Below are 23,217 nucleotides of genomic sequence, written 5' to 3' on the forward strand. Positions count from 1 at the left end.
TCGTGTGGATGCCCGGTGCACCTGCGTTCGGGCATCCACGCCCTTACTCGGAGAGGCACGAGGAAGACGGGCGGTGACGGTGGCATGCAACGCCAGGACAGCGAGTCGGTGAGTGAGGGTGAGCAGGTTGAGGCGGCTGAGCGGGCGGCGGCCATGCGGCGATTGTTGGAGCAGGCGGAGGCGGAGCGCGTTCCGGTAGAGGAGACCACGCGGGCGGTGCCGGACCGGCGGTGGCGGCGTGAGCAGCGATGAGCTGCCGATAGGCCGGCGGGTGGCGCGCTGGCGGGTGCGGCGCGGGATGACGCAGCAGATGCTTGCCGACCGGTTGGGCAGGTCGAAGAGCTGGGTGGACAAGGTGGAGCGGGGTGCTCGGCGGTTGGAGCGGTATCCGACGATCCAGCAGATCGGTGAGGTGCTGCGGGTGGATCCGATGGTGTTGCTCGGTCAGCGCCGTCCGCCGCAGCGGCAGGACGGCGGTACCTCGAACGGTGTGGACGGGATCCGGGCGGCGTTGGCCTGCTACGACCGCGTGCCCGGCGATCCCGCGTCGGCCGCCGAAGCGCGGCGGCGCGTCGAGCATGCCTTGTTGAGTTTCCAGCACGCGCACTACCCGCAGTTGGTGCGGGCGTTGCCGGGTTTGTTGGACGCCGTGCGGGTGTCGTCGGGCCGGGACTTGCTGGTGCCGGCGTATCGGGTCGCCTCGTCGGTGCTGGTGAAGCTCGGCGAGGCGGAGCTGGGCTGGTTGGCGGCGGACCGGGCCATGGGTGCGGCGGGTGACGACGCGGCGTGGTACGCGTCGGCGGCAGTGGCGGTGGGGCAGGCGTTGCGGGCGCTGGGCCGGAACCGGTTGGCGTTGGCCGTGACGGGCGCTGCCGCGAGCCGTCTTGGCCCGCGTGCTCCCGCCGTATCCGGGACGTTGCTGCTTGAGGGCGCGTTGGCGGCCGGCGGGTGTGGTGATACCGGTCGTGCCGGTGAGTTGATCGGGCGGGCCGCCGTGCTCGCTGCGAAGGTCCGTGAAGACCCGCAGCGGACCGGGTTCGGGTCGGCTGCGGTCGAGGTGGCGCAGGTGGTGGTGGCGATCGAGCTGGGCGACGCCGGGGCGGCGGTGCACGGGCACGCGACGGTCGTACGGCGGGACGGGTGGCGGCGGCTGCCGGCCGAGCATCGGGGCGCGTACCTGGTGGACGTGGCGCGGGCGTACCTCCAGATCGGTGACCTGCGGGCTGCGGCCCGTGCGCTGGTCGACGCCGACGCCATCGCACCGGCCGAGATACGCTGCCGCCCGTTGGCGCGTACGGTCATCGCCGACCTCGCCCACCGTCACCCGGCCCCCGCCGGCGTAGCCCGTCTGGCCGCCCTCGTCGGCCTCACCCCTGGAGCGGACCCGCCACCGCTTCGCTGATCATGCAGTTGTGGCACCTGGAATAGGAAGAGTACGAATATTGTCAGGTGCCACAACTGCATGATCGACAAGCGGGGCGTGCGTGGCAGTCGAAAGTGGGTGGGCAGAAGGGTTGGGTCAGCGGCCGGCGCGTTTCCAGGCGCGGTAGAACTCCTTGTAGAGGAAGCGTTGCACCGGCGTGCCGGTGGCGGAGACCTGTTTGCCGAGTGTCCGTGCGCCGATCCACATGCCGGCGACCTTGGGTACGCCGGGCACCGATTCGGTCACCGACGCCACCCCGTTCACCAGCTCCTGCTCCACCGGCGATAGCGCCACCCGGCGCAGGCCGAGCCGCTCCAGGAGCTGTCGCTTCGCCCCGTTGATGTCGCGGGCGAGGCGGAGATGATCCTCGTCGGTGACGCAGCGGGCGACGGCGGCCCGCAGCTCGGCTGCCTTGTCCCGGTAATCGGCGATCCGGGCGACTACCAGGTCGATCCAGTCGCGTTCACCGAGCCGGCCGGTCTCGCCCGCGTGCCAGAGGCGGCCGCCGAGCAGCGGAAGTTCCAGTTCGAGAAGCTGTACGCGGTACGTGTCGCTGTCGTCCGCCGCCGTCACCAGGGACTCGTGGATCCCCCGGATGGCCTTGATGACGTCGAGCACCACCGTTTCCGTCGCACCCTCGGTGGACAGGTCGAAGGTCAGCAGGAAGTCGCGCCGGACGGGATGAGCCTGGTAGGACAGGCTAGTGGCGTCCGCACGAGCCTGATACTTCAGCCCGCGCGCCAGTGTCGCCGCGACGTAGACCTCCTCGCCAGGCGGTGCCATCAGCCGCAGTGGGCCACGTAGCACGATCGAGGCTGCCCGGGCCCAAGTGCCGAAAGGGTCGTCCTCGACCCCGTCAGTTGTGGTGATGCGATCCCCGTGGTGGCCAGCCACCCGCACATTGGCCGCCTGGAAGGCGCACCAGCGGTGGACCCTCTTCGACAGAGAGTTGCGTTCATCGGGCAGGGCGTCGCCTCAGGGCGTCGTCCCGATCCCCGATCGCGGCAGTAGCGGCCGGGGCGATGACCAGCTCCGCGACACACTCGGCGCACCCACCGGGAAGCGGCGCTACTCGATAGATCCCCACGATGCCGCTGCCCCGCGATTCCCGTGCGGTGGCCCACCGGCCCGACACGGTGACGTCGTCGCTGCCTGCGGCGCTGCCCAAACTACTCGTGTCGATGCCGAGCGTGATGACAGGCCCCGGGTGATCGTGCTCGTTCTCGACCGGAGCCACCAGGTAGTCGGCGGAGGCGACGACAGGTCCGTCTGCTTCCCAACGCAGGTAGGTACTTTTCCGCACGGCACCATCGGGCAGGCCGTCCACCTGGAACGGCAGGGTGGTCTCCCAGCGAGCGCCCTCGGCCACCTGACGGGCCATCTCGTCGCGGCGCTCGGCGGTGCTCATAGTGCTCAGCATCATCCGGATCCACGCGTCGGGCGCGTATTCCCAGGCCAGCACCCGATTTTGGTCCGACAGGGCCTGGACGGCGCGACGACCGTGCACCGGCGCGACGCGCTCTCTGGGAATGACGGCCGGGCCCGAGTCTTCGTCGTACGGCACGAAGCTGTGGACGTCCACGCCCCGTGTCGCCATCAGGATCTCCACCTGCCAGGCATAGTCCGACGAGAGGGGTTCCCCCTGCTGGGCGAGGCGTCACTCAGTGCGCCGGAGATCTCAAGTTTGTGCAGGTCGGGCCTGATGGTGTAGCTGGCGGTGCGGACGGGGCCGGGGCAACTCGCCGAAGCGGAGCAGCTGCCGGCCGAGGTCGAGTTTGCCTCGCCACGGACGTCCTCCCGACTCGGTGCATCGTGCTGCGCGATGTCCGGGGAGTCTACGAGCGGTCCCGTCCCCACCGCTGCCCTTGGCCGACCACGAGACCCGGTGATGCTGCACCCCCACCGTTGCTGAGCCGGCGTCCACCCTCATCTGCCGGGCAGGGTGCCCAGCGGCGCGTAGGCCGTCCGGGTGGTGTTGACCAAGAGGGTTGCGTCACCGGAACGGCGTGGCCAGGGCGCAAAGCTCTTGATCGACTGGGTGTGGCCGGCGGAGTTGACGCTTCCCGGCCAGACATGGCGGCAACGACGCCCCACCCACCAGCTTCACCCTCAACGGCGCCGCGTGTAGCTGAGCACTCCACTCTGGCCGGGGGCGGCACTCGCCGGCCCCGGCCGGAACCGGCTGGACCGCAGCGGGTGCCGGCGTGCCGGCCCGGCTGTCGGGTCCGCCGACCTCCCTCAGCGGCGTGTCGCGAACACCACGCCGGTCAGGCAGAGCGCGCCACCCAGCAGGGCCAGCGGTGCCGGCACCTCACCCAGCAGCGTCCAGGACAGCAGGACGGTGACCGGCGGGACCAGGTAGGTGGCCGCTGTGGTACGCCCCGCGGTCCAGTGGGACAGCACGTAACCCCAGGTCAGGAAGCCGATCGCGGTCGGGAACACACCCAGGAACAGCACGCCCAGGGTGGCCGGTGGCGGAGCTGCGGCGAGTTCCGTCAGCAAGGTGGGTGCGAACGGCAGCAGGGCGGCCGTCCCGGCCAGCGCGCCGAGCCAGGTCATCGTCGGTGCGTCCATCCGTGCCAGGAGGCGCTTCTGGAGCAGTACGCCGAAGGCGTACAGCAGGGCGGAGAGCACCGCCAGCGCGACGCCTACCTTGTCGACATGCCCGGTGAAACCACTGGCCGCGATCAGAGCGACACCCGCGAAGGCGACAGCCACCCCGACCCCGAGCCGGCGGGTGAGCCGCTCACCCAGGACGAGGACCGCGGCCACCGCGACGAGGATGGGCGCGACCGCCACGAGCAGGGCCGCCGTACCGGCGTCGACAAGCCGCTCGGCGGCGTTGAGCGCCACGTTGTACCCGCCGAACCAGGCCACGCCCCAGAGCGCGACGAGTCCCAGCGTGCCACCACGGGGCAGGGAGCGACGGCGAGTCGCGGCGTGCGGTGCTCGGGTGCGCCGGAGTCTGGCGGTGAACGCGACGAACACGCTGAGCGCGGCGGACGCCGCCACCATGCGGCCCAGCGCCATGGCGCCGGGGGAGTAGTCGTGCCCGGCGAAGCGGATGCCCACGAACGCCGAGGCCCACAACAGCACAGTGGTCCCGGCGGCGGCGACGATCGGCCAGGACCGGGGCCGCTCGTCGCGCCGCGCGTACGCGGTGACGATCTCGTCGGGAACGGTCCGCAGCAGTGCGGCGGGTTCGGTCATCGGCGGGCTGCTCATGGGATGATTCTCGGCCGCCCGAAGATTCAGCACCAGCGACTGTTTCTTCACTACAGTTTAGCGAGGCTTTATCGTTGTGCGGTGCTCGACGTTCACCGCCTCCGGGTCTTCCGTTCCGTCGTGGCGTCCGGGTCGGTGCAGGCCGCCGCCGCAAACCTCGGCTACACCCCCTCCGCCGTCAGCCAGCACCTGACCGCACTGCAACGCGAGACAGGTCTCACCCTGCTTGCCCGCGCCGGGCGCGGCCTGCGCCCCACGGCCGCCGGGCACGCGCTCGCCGCCGAGGCCGATCGGGTGCTCGCCCGGGTCGGCGCTGCCGAATCGCTCATCGCGGACCTGCGTACCGGCCGTACCGGCGCGCTGTCCATCGCGTACTTCGCGTCGGTAGGCGCGGCGTGGATGCCGCAGGTGGTCCGGGGCATCCTCACCGAGCTTCCCGGGGTGCGGCTGGAGCTGCAACTGCGCGAACACATTCCGGACAGCCGGGAGGAGCGCGCCGACGTCCAGGTGGTCGTGGCGGGCGCCGGCTTCGAACCCGGTTCCGGCTTCACCGCCCACCACCTTCTCGACGACCCGTACGTTGCCGCGGTGCCGGCCGGGCACCGCCTCGCCGGTCTGGTGGAGACGGACCTCGTCGACCTCGCCGACGAGCGCTGGGTCGACAACGACTTCGCCCGGGGCTGGTGCCGGGCCAACCTCCTGGAAGCCTGCACCGCCGCCGGTTTCAGCCCGGCCTTCCGGGTGGAGGCGCACGACTACCGGACGGCGCTCGCCTTCGTCGCCGCCGGCATCGGCGTCACGGTGCTCCCCGCGCTCGGCGCGGCACACCTGCCGGAGGGCGTGACCTGCATCCGGCTGCTCCGCCCCACGCCGACCCGGTCGATCCACGTGGTGGTGCACGAAGCGGTCGAGCACACCCCGGCGGCCCGACTGGCCGTCGCCGCGCTACGAGACGCCGCCCAAACCCCACCCCCCTGACAACCCCGCCCCCGCCCTCGCCTCGCCGATCATGCACTTGTGGCACCTGACAAACGGGGTGTTCCCGGCCTTCCGGGTGCCAGAACTGCATGATCGCCGCGCTAGCGGCGCAGGTGTCGTTTCCAGTCGGCGGGTACTCGGTCGGCGGGGGCGGGTGCGCCCTGCTCGGGCGGACGGCTGACGGGTGCCACCAACTCGGGCCCCTGGTCGTAGAGCACCTGCTCGTCGTAGTCCCAGAACCATTCCTCGCCCGGCTCGAAGCTACGGACGAACCGGTGCCCGGTCGCGGCATGGTGTGCGCTGGCGTGCTGGCTGGGCGAGGAGTCACAGCATCCGACGTGACCGCACTGCCCGCACCGCCGGAGGTGGAACCACCAGCCCGGTGGATCGGCCGAGGTGCAGTCGGCGCAGCCCGGGCTGCTCGGTGGCACCTCGGGGTCGATGCCTTCCATCGTGCGTCCTCTCGACTGAACGGGGCGCCACAGCTCGTCCTGGGTGCCTGCGGCGACCAACCCTAGCCCGGTCCGTACGTCAGGGGCGTGCACCGCTACCCCGCCATGATCAACCCAGTGGGGGCGGGGAACCCGGATCCGTTCGAGATGCGGCTGGTGGTGGCCGAGTTGCAGATGGCGGACGTGCGGGCGCAGGTGGCACTCTCGCTGTTCACCGACTTCGAGAACTTCACCGCGTTCCGGCCTGGTCCGCTTCAGGAGGGCTCGGTGAACATGATGCTCGATCAATTGGTGGCCTGGAGCGGCGCGCTGGCGAGCCTGCGGGCCGGTACGACGATGTCGACACCCCAGTCCTCGGCGTAGGGCCGCTGCGGCCGTCCGGATCAGCGGTGTCGGGCGGCCTGCCACTCCTCGCGGGTGATCGCGTACTCGACCTCACCCTGTTCCGTTCCGGGCAGCGGGTCGTCCCAGGACGGGAAGAAGGTGCGGACATAGCGCAGGCCGACGGACTCCATCACCCGGCGGGACCCGGTGTTCACGGTCATGGTCTGTGCGACGACCCGGCGCTGGCCGACCGTGTCGAAGGCGTGCCGCAGCAGTTCCCGGGACGCCTCGCTGGCCAGCCCCTTGCGCCAGTGCCGACGCAGGATTCGGTAGCCCAGATCGGCGACCGTGGGATCGTCCGGCTGGTCGGGGCCGTGTGCCGGCGGAAGCATCAACAGCCCGACGAACTCGCCGTCGTCCTCGGCCGCCGGCGGCGTCGAACCGGGCGCCGCGCCGTCGGTGCCGAACGCCATCCAGTAACCGAGGCCGTCCACCTTGTCGGCCAGGGCCAGCCGTCTCTCGTGCGAGGCGACCACCTCGTCCCGGCTGCGGGCCCGGCCGAAGAGGTAGCGCAGCACCTCCGGGTCGGAGTCCAACTCGACCTCCAGGTCGAGGTGCCGGTCGGCGAGCGGGACCAGCAGCAGACGAGCGGTACGCAGAACCGGTTGCGACATCGGGCCACGATCGCACGATCCCACCCGCGCGGCGCGCGATTATTCGCGCCCGGCCGGCCGGCCGGCGGTGCGGGCGGCATTCGCGCGGTGCGGGCGGGTCAGCTCGCCGACCGGGGCAGTACCCGGAACACCGGGTACGCGGCGGCGATCTGGGCGAACTCCGCGAGGGGCGCACCCCGGGGCACCGGCAGGTGCGGCCTCGCGCCCGGGGCCTTCTCCAGATAGTGGCGCAGGATCGGCGCCCGCCGCTCGACCGGCTCCTCCACCAGCAGCACCGGCCGGCGACGGCCGTGCCGCAGCACCGCCCGCCCGGCGGCGGCGCGCACGTTTCGTACCCAGTTCGCCTGCTCGCCGAGCATCGACACCAGATACCGCCGGCCGTCGTGGTCGACGGCGACCACGGGAAACGACACCGTCCGGCCGGTGCGCCGCCCCGCCACCTCCAGGGTGATCCAGTTGCCGGGGGCGAGAAAGCCGGCCGAGAACTGCCACGCCGAGATGCGATTCATCGCCCGCGCCAGCCAGTTGGGCCGGCCGCCGCGGTACAACCACCGCCTCAGCCGGTGGCGCCGACGGTCGCTGACCTGGTTCATGATCGGCCCTTTCCGGCGTCGTGTCCCTCGCGTCGACGGTACGGCGGCGACGGTGGGGCGCTAAGGGGCGAAAGTCCCACGCTGAGTTGGGCGCCGAGTTCGCGGAAGCCGAGCGCCCGGGCTACCCGACGGGAGGCTGCCGGTCGAGCCCGCCACTGGGGCAACAACCCCTCGGCGAGGCTGTCCGCCGTGGCCGCAGCGGCGACGGTGCGGGCGAGGCCGCGTCCCCGCCGGCTCGGCGCGGTCAGCACGCTGAGGTGGGCCACCCGTCCCGACCAGTGCCGGCCGCCGCGACGACGGCCGTTCCGACGCGGAGGACGTACGCGGTAGAGGTGATCTCGACCGGGAGTGTGTGGCAGGCGCGCGTCACCACGTCCACCAGGTCATCCGTCGGTACGGTGCAGATCGCGGCGTCACCCAGGGCGACGATTCCGACCCAGCCCGGCGGACACATCGACGAGTTCGCCGAGGCCGCCACCGCGACATGCCGGGTGGGAAAGCCGATCGGCGTGCCGGCCAGCCCGGTCCACACTGGCCTGGCCCGATCCAGCAGCGGGTCGACATCCATGTCAGCAGCCTGCTGCTCGATCGTGGGTGGCGGCCACCGATATTCACCCCGCAGCCGCAGCCGCAGCCGCAGCGGCCCTCGGGTTCGCCCGGGTGCCACGCCACCGCCGGGCTGTTCCGCCGGTCAGGTCGCTGGACCAGGTGTCGATCCCGCCTGTCCGGCCGCGCCCGCCCCGGCATCCGGTAGCCAGACGGTGAACAGGCTGCCCTCACCCAGGGTGCTCTGCGCCGTCAGGGTGCCGCCGTGGGCACCGACCAGATGCTGGGTGATCGCCAGCCCCAAACCGCTGCCGCCGGTCGCCCGGTTGCGCGACTCGTCCGCCCGCCAGAACCGGTCGAAGATCTTCGGCAGGTTCTCCGCTGCGATGCCGACGCCGGTGTCCCGGACGGTGATCGTGCTGTCGTACGCGCCGACGGTGACCGTGCCGCCGGGTGGGGTGTAGCGGATCGCGTTGGAGACCAGGTTGCCGACGATCTGCCGCAGCCGCACCGGATCGGCCGGCAGCACCGGGTCGTCGCGGAGCTGCGTGCTCAGCACGACGCCGGCGACCTGTGCCGTGCCCCGGTGGCTCTCCACCACCTGCGTGAGTACGTCGCGCACGTACGTCGGCTCGGGATGGATCCGCAGCGTGCCCGCGTCCGCGGCGGCCAGGTCGGTCAGGTCGTCGATGATGTGCTGGAGCAGCACCGCCTCCTCGTGCAGCAGGCTCAGCAGCTGGGCGTCGGTCGGGGCGAGGTCGTCCTGGGCGGCCTCCAGCCAGCTGCGGATGTTGGTCAACGGGGTACGCAGTTCGTGCGCCACGTCGCTGACCATGGCGCGCCGCTGTGCCTCGGCCCGGTCGCGGCGGTGGATGGAGTCGTTGAGGGCACGGGCCAGCCGGCCGATCTCGTCCGGGGCGGACACCGGGGCGGCGCGCTGCCGGTCGACGGCGTCGGTGAGCGCCCGCAGCGGGCGCACCAGTCGACGACCGACCAGCACCGTGACGATGATGGTGGCGACCAGCACCGCGCCGGTCACCGTGACGATGCGGATGGTGTTCGCTCCGGACATCGTGAACGTGCTCTGGTCGGCTCCGCTGCCCGGGGCGGTGATGAACAGCAGCACGGCCGGGGCCACGTACGGTTGCAGTAGCGTCCGCCGGGACTTCTCCACGCAGCTGTCGATCCGCGCCGTGCCGGCCGCGTCCACCCGGGCGCTGGTGGCCCCTCGATCGAAGCGCTCGTCGCTGGGCACGGCGACCAGGTACGCCGAGAAGTCGGGCAGAACCTCCAGCCGCTGGGCTTTCTGGTCCAGGCCGAGGCATCGGCCCGCCAGCGTGCCGAGCGAACGCAGCGCCGTCACCTCTGATCTGGTGACCGTCTCAGCTGCCTCTCCACATCTGCTCAGCAACTCCCAGGGGTCGGCGGTGGTCAGCACGACGTCGGCGCGACCGTTGGGCTGCTCCTCGATTCTTCCGTCGGAGCCGGATCGTCGCAGGCAGGACAGCCTTTCGCCGGCTGCGGCGCGCTGCGCTGCGCGGTCGGCCGCCGACAGCCGGAAGGGGCCGACCGCCCGGCGGTCGATCCGGTCGGTGCCGCCGGTGAGGCCGAGATCCAGGTTCAGCGGATCCACCACGGCGGCCGGCCGCGCGTGCTGCGGCGGCGGGCCGGGAGTCGTGTCGGCGATGACCGCCCGGTCCTCGGTCATCAGGGTGATCCGGCGGTCCAACTCCTCGGCGCGCTGCTCGATCAGCGGCTGCACCCCGGACCAGTCCGGATGGCTGGCCGCGTGGGCGACAAGCAGGTCGTACACGCTGGTGTTCTCGGCGAGTGAGCGGCCCTGTTCCTGGCTGATCGCCCGGGTCGCGGTCCGGGTGGCCAGCCACGCGGTGGCCGCGATCGCGGCCACGGCGATCAGCACCGAGGTGATCAGCAGCCGGGTGACCAGACTGTGCCGGATCGGCACTCGCCCGCCGCTCACCGCCCCGCCGCCGCGTCGCTGGTCAGCTTGTATCCGACGCCGAAGACGGTGAGCAGCCAGGCGGGGCACTGCGGATCCCGTTCGATCTTGCGCCGGAGGTTCATCACATGCACGTCGATGGTCCGCTCGGTCGAGCTGCGGTCGATGCCCTGGGTGTGGTGCAGCAGCTGGGTCCGGGTGAAGACCCGGTTCGGTTGCTCCGCCATGGCCGCCAGGATGGCGAACTCGCCGCGTGTGCAGGCGACCGGGACGCCGTCCACGGTCACCTGGTGCGCGGCCCTGTCGATCTCGATCGGGCCGATCCGGCGTGGCCCGGTTCCGGCCGGGACCGGCGCGCCCCGGCCCGACCGGCGTAGCAGGGTGCGGACCCGGGCCATCAACTCGCGCGGGCTGTACGGCTTGGTCAGGTAGTCGTCGGCGCCGAGTTCCAGCCCGACCAGCAGGTCGTCCTCGGTGGACCGGGCGGTCAGCATCAGCACCAGCATGTCGGACTCCCGGCGCAGGGTCCGGCACACCTGTAGGCCGTCCAGTACCGGCATCATCACGTCCAGCACCAGCAGTCCGGCCGGAGCCGGCGGGCCGTGTCCAGCGCCGCCCGGCCGTCGTGCACCACCACGGCGGCGTGGCCCTCGGCGATCAGGTACCGGCGTACCACCTCGGCCTGGCGGGGATCGTCGTCGGCGACCAGCACCTGTGCGCACATGGCGGCGATGATAGGTCTGGATTCCCGCCGACTCGGGTCCGGCCGCGACATCTGACAGGTTCCTAACGAGCGCTGGCCAATCTCGTCGGCATGCAACCGAAGCTTGACGACCCGACCGAGTTCATCCCCCGCGTCGCCGCTCCGCCGACCCGGCGGCGCGGCTCGCGGTGGCTCGCGGTGGGGCTGGCGACAGCGGTGCTGGTGGTCGGCTCCGGGATCGCGGTGACCTGGCACCGGGCCGCCGCCGAGCGGGGGCCGAAGGAACCGGTCGCCGTCGCCACCGCGACGATCGACCGGCGCGACCTCTCCACCACCAGGACGCTGCCCGGCGCCATCGGGTTCGGCGCGGCCCGCCCGTTGTCCGGGCACCTGGCGGCGACGGTGACCTGGTTGCCGACGGTGGGCAGCACCGTCAAACGGGGTGGGCAACTGTTCCGGGCCGACGACCGGCCGGTGGTGCTCTTCTACGGCAGCATGCCGATGTACCGGGACATCGCCGGGCTGAACCTGGTCGGCCGGGACGTCGCGATCGTCGCGGACAATCTCCGCACGCTCGGCTACTCGATCGGTCGGCAGCCGTCGCCCGGCGCGCGGGTGACGCCGCCCCCGCCGGCCGCGCCATCCACCATCGGGAAGCCGGCCGCAGAGGCCGACGATGGCATCCCCGGCGGCCAGCCGGGTGGCGGTGCCGCAGGAGAACCCCATCGGGTACGCAGTGGCGAGGGCGTCCTCACGCCGGCCCTGATCGCGGCGATCAAGCGGTGGCAGACCGACCTCGGCGTGCCGGCGACCGGCACGATCCCGGTGGGGCACGTGGAGGTTTCCAGCGGAGCGGTCCGGGTGGACTCGATCATCGGACAACCCGGTGCTCCGGCGCAGGAGCCGCTGATGTCGGTCACCCCGGTCCGCAAAGTGATCACGGTCGGTGCGGAGCTCGCCCACGCTGCCTCGATCAAGCGCGGGGACCGGGTCACTGTCGGACTGCCCGACGACCGTACGGTCTCCGCCCGGGTCGTCTCCGTCGGCCGTGCTCTCGTCGCGGCCGAGAACGGCCCCGCCACCGGCCCGCAACTGCTGACCGTGACGGTGTCTGTCGACAAGCCGCAGGCCATCGCCGGCCTCGACGCCGGCGAGGTACAGGTGCACTTTGTCGGGCGGACCGCCGTCGACGTGCTGGTCGCGCCCGTCGAGGCGCTGGTGGCGCTGCGCGAGGGCGGGTACGCGGTGCAGACGCCCAGCGGGCTGGTCGCGGTGAGCACCGGCATGTTCGCCGACGGCCTCGTCGAGATCACCGGCGACGGACTCACCGAGGGCGTCGAGGTGGTGGTGCCCGCGTGAGGCGGCAAACCGTACTCTCCGTCCGCGACGCGGGCCTGGTCTATCCGAGTGGGGTCACCGCGCTGGCCGGCGTCAGCATGGAGGTCGCCGCAGGTGAGCTGGTGGCCATCGTCGGGCCGTCCGGGTCGGGCAAGTCGACCCTGCTCAACATCATCGGCACCCTGGACCGTCCCAGTTCGGGTGCGGTCCACATCGCCGGCCGGGACGTCGCGACCCTGGGGGACCGACAGCTCTCCGCGCTGCGGGCCTGCGAGATCGGCTTCGTCTTCCAGCAGTTCCACCTCGCCGACGGGTTGAGCGCGGTCGACAACGTCGCCACCGGGCTGCTCTACGCCGGGGTGCCGCGCCGGCAGCGGCGCGAGCACGCCCTGCGGGCGCTGGCCCGGGTCGGCCTGGCACATCGCACGGAACACCACCCGCGCCAGCTCTCCGGCGGCGAAAAGCAGCGCGTCGCGATCGCCCGCGCGCTGGCCAACCGGCCGTCGCTGGTGCTCGCCGACGAACCCACCGGCGCGCTGGACACCGCCACCGGGCACTCCGTGCTGCGGCTGCTGCGCCGGCTCAACGAGGAGGGCACCACCATCGTGCTGATCACCCATGACCGGGACATCGCGGCGTCCCTGCCGCGCCAGATCGAGATCCGCGACGGGCGGCTGGTCCGCGACGACGCCGCGCCGTCGATCCGGCGTGCGGCCGGCACGGCGGCGGACCGGTGACCGGGCCGCCCAACCGGGCACCTCGACTGGTCGGACCGGCGGATCCGGCACCGGCAGCGGTCGGCCCGACCCACCCGGCACCGCGACCGGTCCGGCTGGCCGCGACGGACCTGCTCGCGCTCGGATCGACGGGCCTGCGGACCCGGCCGCTGCGGGCGGCACTGTCGGCGCTGGGCATCGCGATCGGCATCGCCACCATGATCGTGGTGACCGGCATCCCCGCCTCCAGCCAGGCGGCGCTGCTGACGGAGCTGACCGCGCTCGGCACCAACTCGTTGCAGGCGATGGCGGCACCGGACCGCGATCCACCGACCAAGTTGCCGGAGTCGGCGGTGCGGATGGTCGGGCGCATCGGACCGGTCACGGCGGTCAGCGCGGTCGGCAACACCCACACCGTGGTACGCCGAAACGACCGCATCGACCCGAGCAACGGCTCCGGCCTGACCGTGCTGGCCAGCCACCTGGATCTGCTGCCGACGATCAGCGCCCGGGTCCGTACGGGCAGTTGGCTGAACCCGGCCACGGCGAGTTTTCCCACCGTGGTCCTCGGCTCGGTGGCCGCCGCCCGGCTCGGCATCGTCGACCTGCCCGCCGGCCAGCCCTCGCCCCAGGTGCTGATCGCCGACCGCCCGTTCACCGTGATCGGCATCCTGGCGCGGACGCCGCTTTCGCCGGACATCGACCGATCGGTGCTGATCGGTTGGGCGACGGCCCGCAGCGAGCTGCGCTTCGACGGACATCCGACGGTGATCTACCTGCGCTGTGCGGAGCCGCAGCTGGAGGCGGTCCGGGGGGTGCTGGCGGAAACGATCTTCCCGGAGCGGCCCGGCCAGGTGGTGGTGAGTCGCCCGTCGGACGCGCTGGCCGCCAAGCGGGCCACCGAGGGCAGCTTTTCCGTGCTCTTCCTGGCCCTGGCCGGGGTCGCCCTGCTGGTCGGCGGCATCGGGGTGGCCAACACGATGGTGGTCTCGGTGTTGGAACGCCGTGCCGAGATCGGCCTGCGGCGGGCGCTCGGGGCGACCCGGGGGCAGATCCGAGGCCAGTTCCTGAGCGAGTCGGTGGTGCTGGCGGCGCTCGGCGGGCTGGCCGGCACGACGCTGGGCCTGCTGGTCACCGTCGGCTACGCGACCTGGCAGGGCTGGCCGCTTGTGGTTCCCGTCGAGTCGGCCGTCGTCGGGGTGGCCGGTGCCGTCGCGATCGGGGTCCTCGCCGGGGTCTACCCGTGCGTACGCGCCGCTCGGCTGCCCCCGACGCAGGCCCTCGCCGCCGGCTGAGCCGACTGGCGGGGAAGACTGCCACGAGCGAGCGTGGCGGCCGGATCTCCGGCCGCCACGCTCGCTGTTCGCCCCGCGTCAGTTCGATTCGGCGGCCACCTTGCGCTCGCACTCCGGCGCGAGGTCGAGGCCCAAGCTGATCGAGCGGGAGTCGTTCCGGTCACCACCGAAGGAGATGGAGACGCCGTCCTCGGCCACCTCGACGTACTTCACGCCCTTGTCCCTGAGGCACTTCACCACGTCGAGCGCGAAGTCCCGGGCTTCCGGGTTGGCCGGATCCCTCTCCCACGGCGGTAGGGGATAGAACTGTGGCTCGCAGATCCGGTTCGCCGCGTCGGCCTCCTGCTCCTCCTTCGAGCCCGCCGTGCCCGGGGGCAGCCCGATGCGGCGGTGTTTGCTCGGGTCCACGCCGTGGTCCCGCATGCACGTGTGGTACGGCCCGAGCAGCGCCTGGTACTCCTCCGCCGTGGTGTCGAGCCGCTCGCGCGGGCGTTCCGCCTTCGGCGATGCCGAGCCGCTCCGTTCCGCCTCGGGAGTGCGCAACGTGGCCACCTCCGCCGTGTCGCCCTGCTCGTTCTTTCCGCCGCTCGACGGCGACCCGCAGGCGGACAGCGCGATCAACGCGATCGCACTCACCAGGAGCGCACGATTTCTCCGCATGACGATGCCTCTCTGTCCGGGCGGCCCGGGACCGGTCCCGGGCCGCGAAGGCAGCCTCTCGGGCGGACGTGAGGAAGATGTCAGGTTCCCCGTGGCCACGGGGCACTGAGACCCGGCTTACCTGGGTGTGCGAGCTGGGGTGCCGGATGCCGGGATGGGCCGCGCGATCAGCGGGTGAGGTGCGTCCGCCTGTCGAGGTGGGCGAGCTTGTGCGGGTTGAGCACCGAGTAGAGCCGGCTGATCCGTCCGTCGACGATGACCAGGTTGACGACCGCGAACAGCCTGCCGTCGAGGTCGAAGCGGACCGCGACCGCGCCGTTTATCCACATCGGCATCGCCTGGTAGTCGAGGCCCATCTCGGCCAGCTTGGCCAGCAGCGGCGCCACCCGCCGGGCGCTCTCGACGGGGCGGCGGGCCGCAGGTGCGAGGCCACCGCTGTCGGCGACCACGATCACGTCGGGTGCCAGCACCTCAAGCAGTTCCCGCAGGTCACCGCCGCGCACTGCGGCCAGGAAGCGGTCCACGACGGCCTCCTGCTCGGCTCGGCTGACCCGTACCCGTGGGCGCCGCGCCGCCACGTGTTCCCGAGCGCGGTGGGCAATCTGGCGGACCGCCGCCGGCGTTCTGCCGACGGCTGCGGCGATCTCGTCGTACGGAGTGTCGAACACTTCGCGTAGCACGAACACGACCCGTTCGGTGTGGCCCAGCGTCTCCAGCACGGTGAGCATGGCGAACGACACGCTCTCGGCGAGTTCCACGTCCTCGGCCACGTCGGGGCTGGTCAACAGCGGTTCGGGGAGCCACTGCCCGATGTACTCCTCGCGCCGCCGGGCCAGCGTACGTAGCCGGTTGAGGGCCTGGCGGGTGACGATCCGCACCAGGTAGGTGCGCGGGTTGCGGACCTCGGCCCGGACCTCGGTGTTGAGGTTCGCCCACCGCAGCCAGGTCTCCTGTACGACATCCTCGGCGTCGGCGGCGGAGCCGAGCATCTCGTACGCGACGGTGAAGAGCAGGCTGCGGTGCGCGACGAACGGGTCGCCGGTCATGCCCGCGAGGTTACGTGGCTCGGCTGGGCCAGGGGCGGTAGGCCACAGGCCGCCGCCATGCCCTGCGCCTCGATGCCGAGCGCGACGTTCATCCGCGCGGCCAGGTTCGCGGCGGCGACGAACGCGGTGAGTTCGACAAGCGCCGGGGCCCCGAGCTGGTTGAGCAGTCGGGCGGAGAGGTCGTCGGTGACCGTGGGTGGGGTCTGCGACATCGCCTCGGCGTACGCCAGGACGTCGCGTTCCAGCGGGGTGAAGACCTCCGATTCGCGCCACCGGGGCACCTCGCGGGCCTTGGCCAGGTCGAGCCCTTCGTTGTGCGCCTGGAAGTAGCCCAGGTCGAGGCAGAAGGAGCAGCCGATCAGGGAGACGGCTGCCATGTGGGCGTATGACTTGAGATCCTGGTCGCAGGCGTTCCACCGGGTGGCCGCCCGTCCCATGCCCATGCTGGTGCGCAGCACCCGCCGGTTGTGCCACATGACTCCGAGCGCGTCGGGTACCGCGCCGAACTTCTTCCTGATGATCCGCTTGAGCAGGGCGCCGTGCACGCCGGTGAGTTCCGCCGCGGGTATGCGGGCCATGTCTCCTCCTCGCCTGTCGGTTCTGCCCATCCAGACACCGGCCGGCGAGGCTCTGTGACAGGCCAGCCGGAAACACCGACCGACCGTTTGCATGACCATACGCCATGGTGCATACTTTTCCTTGTGTCCAAGGTTCTGACCTCCCTGCCCACCGGTGAACGTGTCGGCATCGCCTTCTCGGGCGGCCTCGACACCTCCGTCGCGGTCGCGTGGATGCGCGACAAGGGCGCCATCCCGTGCGCCTACACCGCCGACATCGGCCAGTACGACGAGCCCGACATCGCCTCGGTGCCCGATCGCGCGCTCAACTACGGCGCCGAGGTGGCCCGCCTGGTCGACTGTCGTGCGGCGCTCGTGGAGGAGGGGCTTGCCGCGCTTACCTGCGGCGCCTTCCACATCCGCTCGGGCGGGCGGGCGTACTTCAACACCACGCCGCTGGGGCGCGCGGTCACCGGGACGCTGCTGGTCCGGGCGATGATCTCCGATGACGTGCAGATCTGGGGCGACGGCTCGACCTTCAAGGGCAACGACATCGAGCGGTTCTACCGCTACGGCCTGCTGGCCAACCCGCAGCTGCGCATCTACAAGCCGTGGCTGGACACCGACTTCGTCAGCGACCTCGGTGGCCGCAAGGAGATGTCGGAGTGGCTGCTGGCCCGGGGCCTGCCGTACCGGGACAGCACCGAGAAGGCGTACTCCACCGACGCCAACATCTGGGGTGCCACCCACGAGGCGAAGACCCTCGAACACCTCGACACCGGCATCGAGACGGTCAACCCGATCATGGGCGTCCGGTTCTGGGACCCGACCGTGGAGATCCCCACCGAGGACGTGACGATCGGGTTCGACCAGGGTCGGCCGGTCACCATCAACGGCAAGGAGTTCGGCAGCGCCGTCGATCTGGTGCTGGAGGCCAATGCCATCGGCGGCCGGCACGGGCTGGGCATGTCCGACCAGATCGAGAACCGGATCATCGAGGCCAAGAGCCGGGGCATCTACGAGGCACCCGGCATGGCGCTGCTGCACGCCGCGTACGAGCGGCTGGTCAACGCCATCCACAACGAGGACACCCTGGCCAACTACCACAACGAGGGTCGCCGGCTGGGTCGGCTGATGTACGAGGGGCGTTGGCTGGACCCGCAGGCGCTGATGCTGCGCGAGTCGCTGCAACGCTGGGTCGGCACCGCGGTCACCGGTGAGGTGACGCTGCGGCTGCGCCGGGGCGAGGACTACTCGATCCTGGACACCACCGGCCCGGCGTTCAGCTACCACCCGGACAAGCTGTCGATGGAGCGTACGACGGACTCCGCCTTCGGCCCGGCCGACCGCATCGGTCAGCTCACCATGCGCAACCTGGACATCGCCGACTCGCGGGCCAAGCTGGAGCAGTACGCGCACCTGGGCATGGTCGGTGGCGCCCCGCAGCGGGTGGTCGGCGCGGCGCAGGCGGCCTCGACCGGGCTGATCGGCGCGATGCCGGAGGGCGGCGCGGAGGCGATCGCCTCCCGGGGTGTCCCGTCGGCGGAGGACGAGGCGCTCGACCGCGCCGCTATGGAGTTCGGCGTCGACTGACCGACCCGGCTGCGGCCAAGGCCCGCCCGCCACCGATCAGCAGTCCGTCGGTGGCGGGCGGAGCCGTCTCCGACCTGCCGGTCCGTGACCGGTACGCTTGCCGCCTTCGGGCGTCCAGGAGGAGGTGCCGGTGCTGGCAAGGGTCCGACCCTGGCAGGCGGTCGCGGTGGCGAGCGCCGTCGCGGTTCTCGCCTGGGCCGGCTTCTGGTACCTGGCGCTGCCGCGCTTCGAGGTGTGCCGCGCGGTGGCCCCGGCCCCGGCCGGTTGCCGGGTCGACGCGCGGATCTCCGCCGCGTGGGTCTGGACGACGATCGTGGCGGTGCTCTACCTGGCCGTCGTCGTCGCCGTCCGGGTCCGTCCGGGTGAGCACCCCCGCCGGTCGGTCGCGCTGGGCACTGTGGCGCTGGGCGTCGCCGCCCTGTACGGCCTGTGGACGGTGTGGCAGGCGGGCGGCTGACCGCTCCGGCGCGTACCTGCCGGGTGTCCGCCGGCCGTGCCGGGGTCGCCCGCGACTCCTAGGTGGCCGGGTGCGAGACGGTGATCACCACCTTGCCGGCCGGGTGCCCGTCGGAGAAGTGGCGCAGCGCGTCCACCGTCTGCGCGAGCGAATAGCCGCTGTCGACCGAGGGGGTGAGCGCACCGGACTCGACGAGGTCCCGCAACTCGTCAAGATCCTCGATGCGCTCCCGGGCGCTGACGGCGCGCAGCCGGTGGCCGACGACCGTCGACAGCAGTGGCGCCCCGAACATCTGCCGGCCGTACCCGCCGAGCAGGGCGCCCCTGGTCCAGTCGCCGCCGACCAGGGCCAGTGTGCCGCGCGGGGTGAGCGCGCGTCGCAGCAGGGACAGCGGACGGTTGCCGCCGGTGTCGATGACCACGTCGTACACCGGACCGTCCCGGTCGATCTCCTCGCGGGTGTAGTCGACGACGTCGTCGGCGCCGAGTGAGCGCACGAAGTCGGCAGCCGTGGGCGAGCAGACGCCGGTCACCGTCGCCCCGTACGCCTTGGCGATTTGCACGGCCTGGGAACCGACGCCACCGGCGGCGCCGATGACAAGCACCCGGTGACCTGGGCGCACCAGACCGGTGTCGCGGACCGCACGCAGGGCCGTCATCCCGGAGACGGGCACGGCGGCGGCCTGCGCGAAGGTCAGGTTCGCCGGCTTGCCGGCCAGCCGCCGCTCGTGGGTGGCCGTGAACTCGGCGTACGACCCGCGCAGCGAGGTGCCGTACACCTCGTCGCCGGGTCGGAAGCGGGTCACCCGCGCGCCGACCTCGGCCACCACGCCTGCCACGTCCCGGCCGAGCACCGGCACCCGGGGCCGGCGTAGCCCGGAGGTGAGCCGTACCAGGTAGGGGCGACCGGCCAGGAAGATCAACACTCCCGGGTCGACCCCGGCGGCGTGGACCCGCACCAGCACCTCGTGCTCGCCGATCTCGGGGCGGTCGATGTCGCGGAGTCGGAGCCCGGACGGCGGGCCGTAGCGGTCGTACACGATGGCCTTCACGGTGCCTCCTCGGGGTACTGGAACACGTCGTCGAGCCGTACGCCGAACACGTGGGCGATCCGGAAGGCCATCTCCAACGAGGGTGAGTAGCGGCCCTGCTCGATGGCGATGACTGTCTGCCGGGTCACGCCGATCCGCTCGGCCAGCGCTGCCTGGGTCATCTCGTCGCGGGCGAAACGCAGCGCCCGGATGTTGTTCGTGACGCGTGTCGGTTTCACCACTGCGGCACGCCCCGGCGGTAGACGATCACCTTCGCCAGCGAGCCGACCACCGCCGACAGCACGAAACAGAGGTAGATCACGTTGGCGATCCAGAACCAGTGCCACTGCGCCATCGCCATGAGCATCGCCGACACCGCGCCGATCACCACGAACGCCTGCCCGACGTGGTCGCCGAGCCGCCCGATCTCCCGGTCGCGCACGTCACTGGCCCGGGAGGCGCGGGGATTGACGACGCCCATCCCGATCTCGAGCACCATGCTGGCGGCGATCGCGCCGCCGATCGTCCAGAACAGCGTGCCGGCGTACGGCGTCGAGGCCAGCCTCCCGTCGCCGACCCGGCTGAGGACGACTGTCACGTAGACGGCGTAGCCGATCGCGCTGACCACCAGCATGATCCAGGCACGCTTCTCCTGGTGCGTCATCACCGACTCCTCGATATAAAGAATCATTGACATCCTGAGAGTAAGGCGTCTTTGACGTCATGTCTAGAAACTTTTACATAGAATCCCGCGTCCGCAGCTTGGGGCGATCCGCCGGGAGGTCAGCCTCGGGCGGCGCGCAGGGCGTCGTGCAGTTCCCGGGCCACCTGTGCGAGCGCCGCCTCGGCCTGCGGCTGCACGGCCGCCGGCACCGTCGACTCGCTCAGCGCGGCCACGGCGTACGCCTGGCCGTCGGCGTGTTCCACCACGCCTACCTCGTGCCGCAGGTTCAGCACGGTGCCGGTCTTCGACGACCAGCGGGAGGCGTCGGAGCTGAAATCCGGGGCGAGCCGCTGACGCAGCAGGTTGTCGCCCATCAGCTCGCGCACCCGGGCGGCCACCGCCGTCGGGATCCGCGACGGACGCCACAGCGCGTGCAGCAGCTCGACAAAGGCCCGGGCCGAACCGGCGTTGGCCCGACCCGCGTCCAACTGCGCGACCGGATGGCCCTGACCGGCGGTGGTCGCCGACGCGGCAAGGGAGTGCGCGAGATGCACCTCCGGCGCGAGCCGCTCGGCAGGCGTGTCGGTGAGATCCCGGGTGCGGTGCCGGACGCTTATCCCGTCGACGCCGAACCGGCGCAGCGTGTCGGCGACATCCCCCGGCGGGGTGAGGGCGAACAGCGCGTCCGAGGCCCCCTCGTCGCTGATGGCCACACTGAGATAGAGAAGGTCGTCGATCGCCACGGTGGCCGGATGCCGGAACCGGCTCAACCCGGTGGGGCCGGGCGTGCGGACCCGGCCGGGCGCCACCGTGATCCCGGTGGCCCCGTCGAGTTCCCCCCGGTCGATCCGGTCCACGGTGGCCACCGCGAGCGGCACCTTCACCAGCGACGCGACGGGCAGCACCACGTCGGCGTCGATCCCCAGCTCGTCGCCGGAGTCGAGGTCGCGGACCAGGAGGCAGCCGCGCAGGCCGGCGTCGCGCAGCGTCTCCCGGGCGGTGCGGAGCAGTCGACCGACTGTCACGCCGCCTCCGGTACGCCGAGGCACCGCGCCACCGCCGCGCCCAGCTCGCCGCGCAGCCGCTCGGCGTCCTCCCGGGCACCGGCCGCCACCTGGTAGCCGCGCACCGGTCGCGGCTCGGCCAGGGGTCGCCAGTGCAGCCCCAGCTCCTGCGCCTCGGCGGGCGAGCAGAGCACCAGGTCGCTGCCGGCGAGCGCGTCGGCGGCGGCGTCGACCACGGACACCGCGACCGCCACCTGGGTCGGCCGCAACCCGACCGCGTCGCGCAGCCGGGTCATCGGGTCGCGGACGTGCGGCACGTCGTCCTCCGGCGAGATCCAGACCCGACGCCGACGGGCCCGGCGGTCCGCGCGCGGGGTGCGCAGCGTTTCCAGCCGCAGGGTCTCGACACCCGGGTCGGCGCCGCCCGCGAGACCGAGCGGCACCCGCCACGCGGCCTCGTCCGGCGGTACGCAGACGAGCGCGGCACGCACCTCGAGCTGCTGACGCAGCCGGGCCCGTTCCGCCGGCTCACCCCGGCGTAGCTCCAGATTCAGGTCGTGTCGACGGGCCTCGACCACCAGCCGGGCCAGCGACCGGGGTGCGCAGACCTCCGGCACGGCCAGCCGGAACGGACGCAGTCGGGCCCGTTCGGCGTCGTGCTCCATCGCCTCGGCCAGGTCGACGATCCGCCGGGCCGAGGCGAGCATGTCCCGCCCGAACGGGGTGAGCGTGACGCTGCGCGAGGTGCGGTCGAACAGTCGCCCACCGAGGTGCCGCTCCAGCGCGGCCACCCGCCGGCTCGCCACCGACTGCGGGATGCGGGCCACGGCGGCGCCGACGGTGAAGCTGCCGTGGCTGCCGACCGACACGAACGCCCGACAGGCCGCCACCAGATCCACACCGGCATCCTATGCCGATCCGGCATCAGTAGCCCTCCCGGCGTCTTCGACAGCATGGGGCGGCGCTGCGAACCTGGTTGTCGGCCGTCCGGACGACCTCCGGTGGACCGGCTGATCGAGGGAAGGACCCAGCCGTGACACGTACCAACCGCCGTGCCCGCGCCGTCGCGCTCGCCGCCGCCCTGACGCTCGGCCTGCTGGCCGGTTGCTCACCCGGCACCCCGACCGCGCCCGCGCCGACGGTGTCCACCCCGACCGCGTCCGCCGCGCCGGTCACCGTCGACTTCGCCCCGCTGGAGCGGGAGTTCGACGCCCGGCTCGGCGTGTACGCGATCGACACCGGCACCGGACGCAGCGTCGCGCACCGGGCCGACGAGCGCTTCGCGTACGCCTCGACCTTCAAGGCCCTCGCCGCCGGCGCGGTGCTCGCCGCGACCTCCGAGGAGGAACTGGACCGGGTCGTCAGCTACTCCCGCGACGACCTGGTCACCTACTCGCCGATCACCGAGCGGCACGTCGACACCGGCCTGTCGCTGCGCGCGATAGCCGACGCGGCGGTGCGCTACAGCGACAACACCGCCGGGAACCTGCTGCTCAAGCAGCTTGGCGGCCCTTCCGGTTTCAAGCAGGTGCTGCGTGAGGTAGGCGACGAGGTCACCGAGCCGGTGCGGTGGGAGACCGAGCTCAATGCGTACGTCCCGGGCGAGCCCCGCGACACCAGCTCACCGCAGGCGCTGGCCACCACGCTGCGGGCGTACGCGGTCGACGACGCGCTCACCCCGGCCGACCGGGCCGTCCTCGTCGACTGGCTCAAGCGCAACACCACGGGCGACAAGACGATCCGCGCCGGAGTGCCGGACGGTTGGGCGGTGGGGGACAAGACCGGCTCGGCCGACCACGGCACCCGCAACGACATAGCTGTCGTCTGGCCGCCGGACCGGGCACCGATCGTGCTCGCGGTGCTCTCCGACCGGGCCGAGCCCGACGCCGAGCGCGACGACGCCCTGCTCGCCCGGGCCGCCGAGGTCACCATCGACGCGCTGCGCTGAGCGGACCGTCGGAGCGCGCGGACCGGCCACC

General features: G+C 72.1%; 27 protein-coding genes and 1 pseudogene. 10 read left to right on the forward strand and 18 right to left on the reverse strand.

Annotated elements, in window-relative coordinates; all coding sequences use genetic code 11:
• Positions 1-84: 84 nt before the first annotated feature.
• Both Van01_RS13630 and Van01_RS13635 read left to right on the forward strand, forming a co-directional pair.
• Positions 85-252: a hypothetical protein gene (locus tag Van01_RS13630; RefSeq protein ID WP_204006680.1), complete on the forward strand. Its 168-nt coding sequence runs from the start codon at positions 85-87 to the stop codon at positions 250-252.
• Positions 239-1,402 (forward strand): helix-turn-helix domain-containing protein, encoded by a 1,164-nt coding sequence (locus tag Van01_RS13635; RefSeq protein ID WP_204006682.1) that lies wholly within the window; start codon positions 239-241, stop codon positions 1,400-1,402. Before Van01_RS13630 ends, Van01_RS13635 begins: the two co-directional genes overlap by 14 nt.
• Before the next feature lie 117 nt (positions 1,403-1,519).
• Here the strand turns inward: Van01_RS13635 and Van01_RS13640 are convergent, their stop codons facing one another.
• The 3 genes from Van01_RS13640 to Van01_RS13650 form a co-directional block, all read right to left on the reverse strand.
• Positions 1,520-2,206 (reverse strand): hypothetical protein, encoded by a 687-nt coding sequence (locus Van01_RS13640; RefSeq protein ID WP_204006684.1) that lies wholly within the window; start codon positions 2,204-2,206, stop codon positions 1,520-1,522.
• A 172-nt stretch (positions 2,207-2,378) separates the two neighbouring features.
• Complete coding sequence (locus tag Van01_RS13645) at positions 2,379-3,032, reverse strand: hypothetical protein (RefSeq protein ID WP_204006686.1); 654 nt, start codon at positions 3,030-3,032, stop codon at positions 2,379-2,381.
• A 629-nt stretch (positions 3,033-3,661) separates the two neighbouring features.
• Positions 3,662-4,648, reverse strand: a complete 987-nt coding sequence (locus Van01_RS13650) for a DMT family transporter (RefSeq protein ID WP_239099059.1) — start codon at positions 4,646-4,648, stop codon at positions 3,662-3,664.
• A gap of 81 nt (positions 4,649-4,729) precedes the next feature.
• On the opposite strand from Van01_RS13650, the gene Van01_RS13655 reads away from it, so the two are divergent.
• Entirely contained in the window at positions 4,730-5,626 is an 897-nt protein-coding gene (locus Van01_RS13655; protein WP_204006688.1) for a LysR family transcriptional regulator, read from the forward strand.
• 101 nt (positions 5,627-5,727) lie between these two features.
• Here the strand turns inward: Van01_RS13655 and Van01_RS13660 are convergent, their stop codons facing one another.
• Positions 5,728-6,078 carry a UBP-type zinc finger domain-containing protein gene (locus Van01_RS13660; protein WP_204006690.1) on the reverse strand — a complete coding sequence of 117 codons (351 nt, stop codon included), beginning with the start codon at positions 6,076-6,078 and terminating at the stop codon, positions 5,728-5,730.
• 105 nt (positions 6,079-6,183) lie between these two features.
• On the opposite strand from Van01_RS13660, the gene Van01_RS13665 reads away from it, so the two are divergent.
• A complete protein-coding gene (locus Van01_RS13665) occupies positions 6,184-6,441 on the forward strand; it encodes a hypothetical protein (RefSeq protein WP_204006692.1) in 258 nt (85 codons plus the stop codon).
• Between the two features lie 20 nt (positions 6,442-6,461).
• Here Van01_RS13665 and Van01_RS13670 read toward each other — a convergent pair whose 3' ends face one another.
• The 6 genes and pseudogenes from Van01_RS13670 to Van01_RS13695 all read right to left on the reverse strand — a co-directional run bounded on the left by Van01_RS13670 (position 6,462) and on the right by Van01_RS13695 (position 10,899).
• Complete coding sequence (locus tag Van01_RS13670) at positions 6,462-7,076, reverse strand: GNAT family N-acetyltransferase (RefSeq protein WP_204006694.1); 615 nt, start codon at positions 7,074-7,076, stop codon at positions 6,462-6,464.
• Between the two features lie 98 nt (positions 7,077-7,174).
• The gene (locus Van01_RS13675; RefSeq protein ID WP_204006702.1) at positions 7,175-7,669 is read right to left on the reverse strand and encodes a nitroreductase/quinone reductase family protein; all 495 of its coding nucleotides are present in this window, start codon (positions 7,667-7,669) and stop codon (positions 7,175-7,177) included.
• Positions 7,666-7,935, reverse strand: a complete 270-nt coding sequence (locus tag Van01_RS33770) for a GNAT family N-acetyltransferase (RefSeq protein ID WP_204006704.1) — start codon at positions 7,933-7,935, stop codon at positions 7,666-7,668. Before Van01_RS33770 ends, Van01_RS13675 begins: the two co-directional genes overlap by 4 nt.
• Entirely contained in the window at positions 7,914-8,237 is a 324-nt protein-coding gene (locus tag Van01_RS13685) for a hypothetical protein (RefSeq protein ID WP_204006706.1), read from the reverse strand. The genes Van01_RS33770 and Van01_RS13685 overlap by 22 nt, the downstream gene beginning before the upstream one ends.
• A gap of 123 nt (positions 8,238-8,360) precedes the next feature.
• The gene (locus Van01_RS13690) at positions 8,361-10,196 is read right to left on the reverse strand and encodes a sensor histidine kinase (protein ID WP_239099060.1); all 1,836 of its coding nucleotides are present in this window, start codon (positions 10,194-10,196) and stop codon (positions 8,361-8,363) included.
• A pseudogene (locus tag Van01_RS13695) lies at positions 10,193-10,899 on the reverse strand (response regulator). Before Van01_RS13695 ends, Van01_RS13690 begins: the two are co-directional and overlap by 4 nt.
• A gap of 90 nt (positions 10,900-10,989) precedes the next feature.
• Here Van01_RS13695 and Van01_RS13700 point away from each other — a divergent pair.
• The 3 genes from Van01_RS13700 to Van01_RS13710 all read left to right on the forward strand — a co-directional run bounded on the left by Van01_RS13700 (position 10,990) and on the right by Van01_RS13710 (position 14,227).
• Positions 10,990-12,237, forward strand: a complete 1,248-nt coding sequence (locus Van01_RS13700; RefSeq protein ID WP_204006708.1) for an efflux RND transporter periplasmic adaptor subunit — start codon at positions 10,990-10,992, stop codon at positions 12,235-12,237.
• Entirely contained in the window at positions 12,234-12,953 is a 720-nt protein-coding gene (locus Van01_RS13705; protein ID WP_239099061.1) for an ABC transporter ATP-binding protein, read from the forward strand. The genes Van01_RS13700 and Van01_RS13705 overlap by 4 nt, the downstream gene beginning before the upstream one ends.
• A gap of 95 nt (positions 12,954-13,048) precedes the next feature.
• Entirely contained in the window at positions 13,049-14,227 is a 1,179-nt protein-coding gene (locus Van01_RS13710) for an ABC transporter permease (protein WP_239099062.1), read from the forward strand.
• A gap of 78 nt (positions 14,228-14,305) precedes the next feature.
• On the opposite strand, the gene Van01_RS13715 is transcribed toward Van01_RS13710, so the two are convergent.
• The 3 genes from Van01_RS13715 to Van01_RS13725 all read right to left on the reverse strand — a co-directional run bounded on the left by Van01_RS13715 (position 14,306) and on the right by Van01_RS13725 (position 16,511).
• Complete coding sequence (locus tag Van01_RS13715; protein WP_204006710.1) at positions 14,306-14,887, reverse strand: hypothetical protein; 582 nt, start codon at positions 14,885-14,887, stop codon at positions 14,306-14,308.
• A gap of 167 nt (positions 14,888-15,054) precedes the next feature.
• Complete coding sequence (locus tag Van01_RS13720; RefSeq protein WP_204006712.1) at positions 15,055-15,933, reverse strand: RNA polymerase sigma-70 factor; 879 nt, start codon at positions 15,931-15,933, stop codon at positions 15,055-15,057.
• Positions 15,930-16,511, reverse strand: a complete 582-nt coding sequence (locus Van01_RS13725; RefSeq protein WP_204006714.1) for a carboxymuconolactone decarboxylase family protein — start codon at positions 16,509-16,511, stop codon at positions 15,930-15,932. The genes Van01_RS13720 and Van01_RS13725 overlap by 4 nt, the downstream gene beginning before the upstream one ends.
• A 123-nt stretch (positions 16,512-16,634) precedes the next feature.
• On the opposite strand from Van01_RS13725, the gene argG reads away from it, so the two are divergent.
• Both argG and Van01_RS13735 read left to right on the forward strand, forming a co-directional pair.
• Positions 16,635-18,083: an argininosuccinate synthase gene (argG, locus tag Van01_RS13730; RefSeq protein ID WP_204006716.1), complete on the forward strand. Its 1,449-nt coding sequence runs from the start codon at positions 16,635-16,637 to the stop codon at positions 18,081-18,083.
• 130 nt (positions 18,084-18,213) lie between these two features.
• Entirely contained in the window at positions 18,214-18,540 is a 327-nt protein-coding gene (locus Van01_RS13735) for a hypothetical protein (RefSeq protein WP_204006718.1), read from the forward strand.
• A gap of 58 nt (positions 18,541-18,598) precedes the next feature.
• Here the strand turns inward: Van01_RS13735 and Van01_RS13740 are convergent, their stop codons facing one another.
• From Van01_RS13740 to Van01_RS13760, 5 genes are all read right to left on the reverse strand, one after another.
• Complete coding sequence (locus Van01_RS13740; protein ID WP_204006720.1) at positions 18,599-19,591, reverse strand: NAD(P)-dependent alcohol dehydrogenase; 993 nt, start codon at positions 19,589-19,591, stop codon at positions 18,599-18,601.
• Complete coding sequence (locus Van01_RS13745; protein WP_204006721.1) at positions 19,588-19,812, reverse strand: helix-turn-helix transcriptional regulator; 225 nt, start codon at positions 19,810-19,812, stop codon at positions 19,588-19,590. Before Van01_RS13745 ends, Van01_RS13740 begins: the two co-directional genes overlap by 4 nt.
• Complete coding sequence (locus Van01_RS13750; RefSeq protein ID WP_204006723.1) at positions 19,806-20,234, reverse strand: hypothetical protein; 429 nt, start codon at positions 20,232-20,234, stop codon at positions 19,806-19,808. Before Van01_RS13750 ends, Van01_RS13745 begins: the two co-directional genes overlap by 7 nt.
• Before the next feature lie 119 nt (positions 20,235-20,353).
• Positions 20,354-21,259, reverse strand: a complete 906-nt coding sequence (locus Van01_RS13755; protein ID WP_204006726.1) for a serine hydrolase — start codon at positions 21,257-21,259, stop codon at positions 20,354-20,356.
• Positions 21,256-22,137 (reverse strand): LysR family transcriptional regulator, encoded by an 882-nt coding sequence (locus Van01_RS13760; protein WP_204006728.1) that lies wholly within the window; start codon positions 22,135-22,137, stop codon positions 21,256-21,258. The genes Van01_RS13755 and Van01_RS13760 overlap by 4 nt, the downstream gene beginning before the upstream one ends.
• Positions 22,138-22,271: 134 nt before the next feature.
• Between Van01_RS13760 and bla the strand changes: the two genes are divergently transcribed.
• Positions 22,272-23,186, forward strand: a complete 915-nt coding sequence (gene bla, locus Van01_RS13765; protein WP_204006730.1) for a class A beta-lactamase — start codon at positions 22,272-22,274, stop codon at positions 23,184-23,186.
• Positions 23,187-23,217 lie beyond the last annotated feature (31 nt).

Source organism: Micromonospora andamanensis (assembly GCF_016863495.1).
Classification (GTDB): Bacteria; Actinomycetota; Actinomycetes; order Mycobacteriales; family Micromonosporaceae; genus Micromonospora; species Micromonospora andamanensis.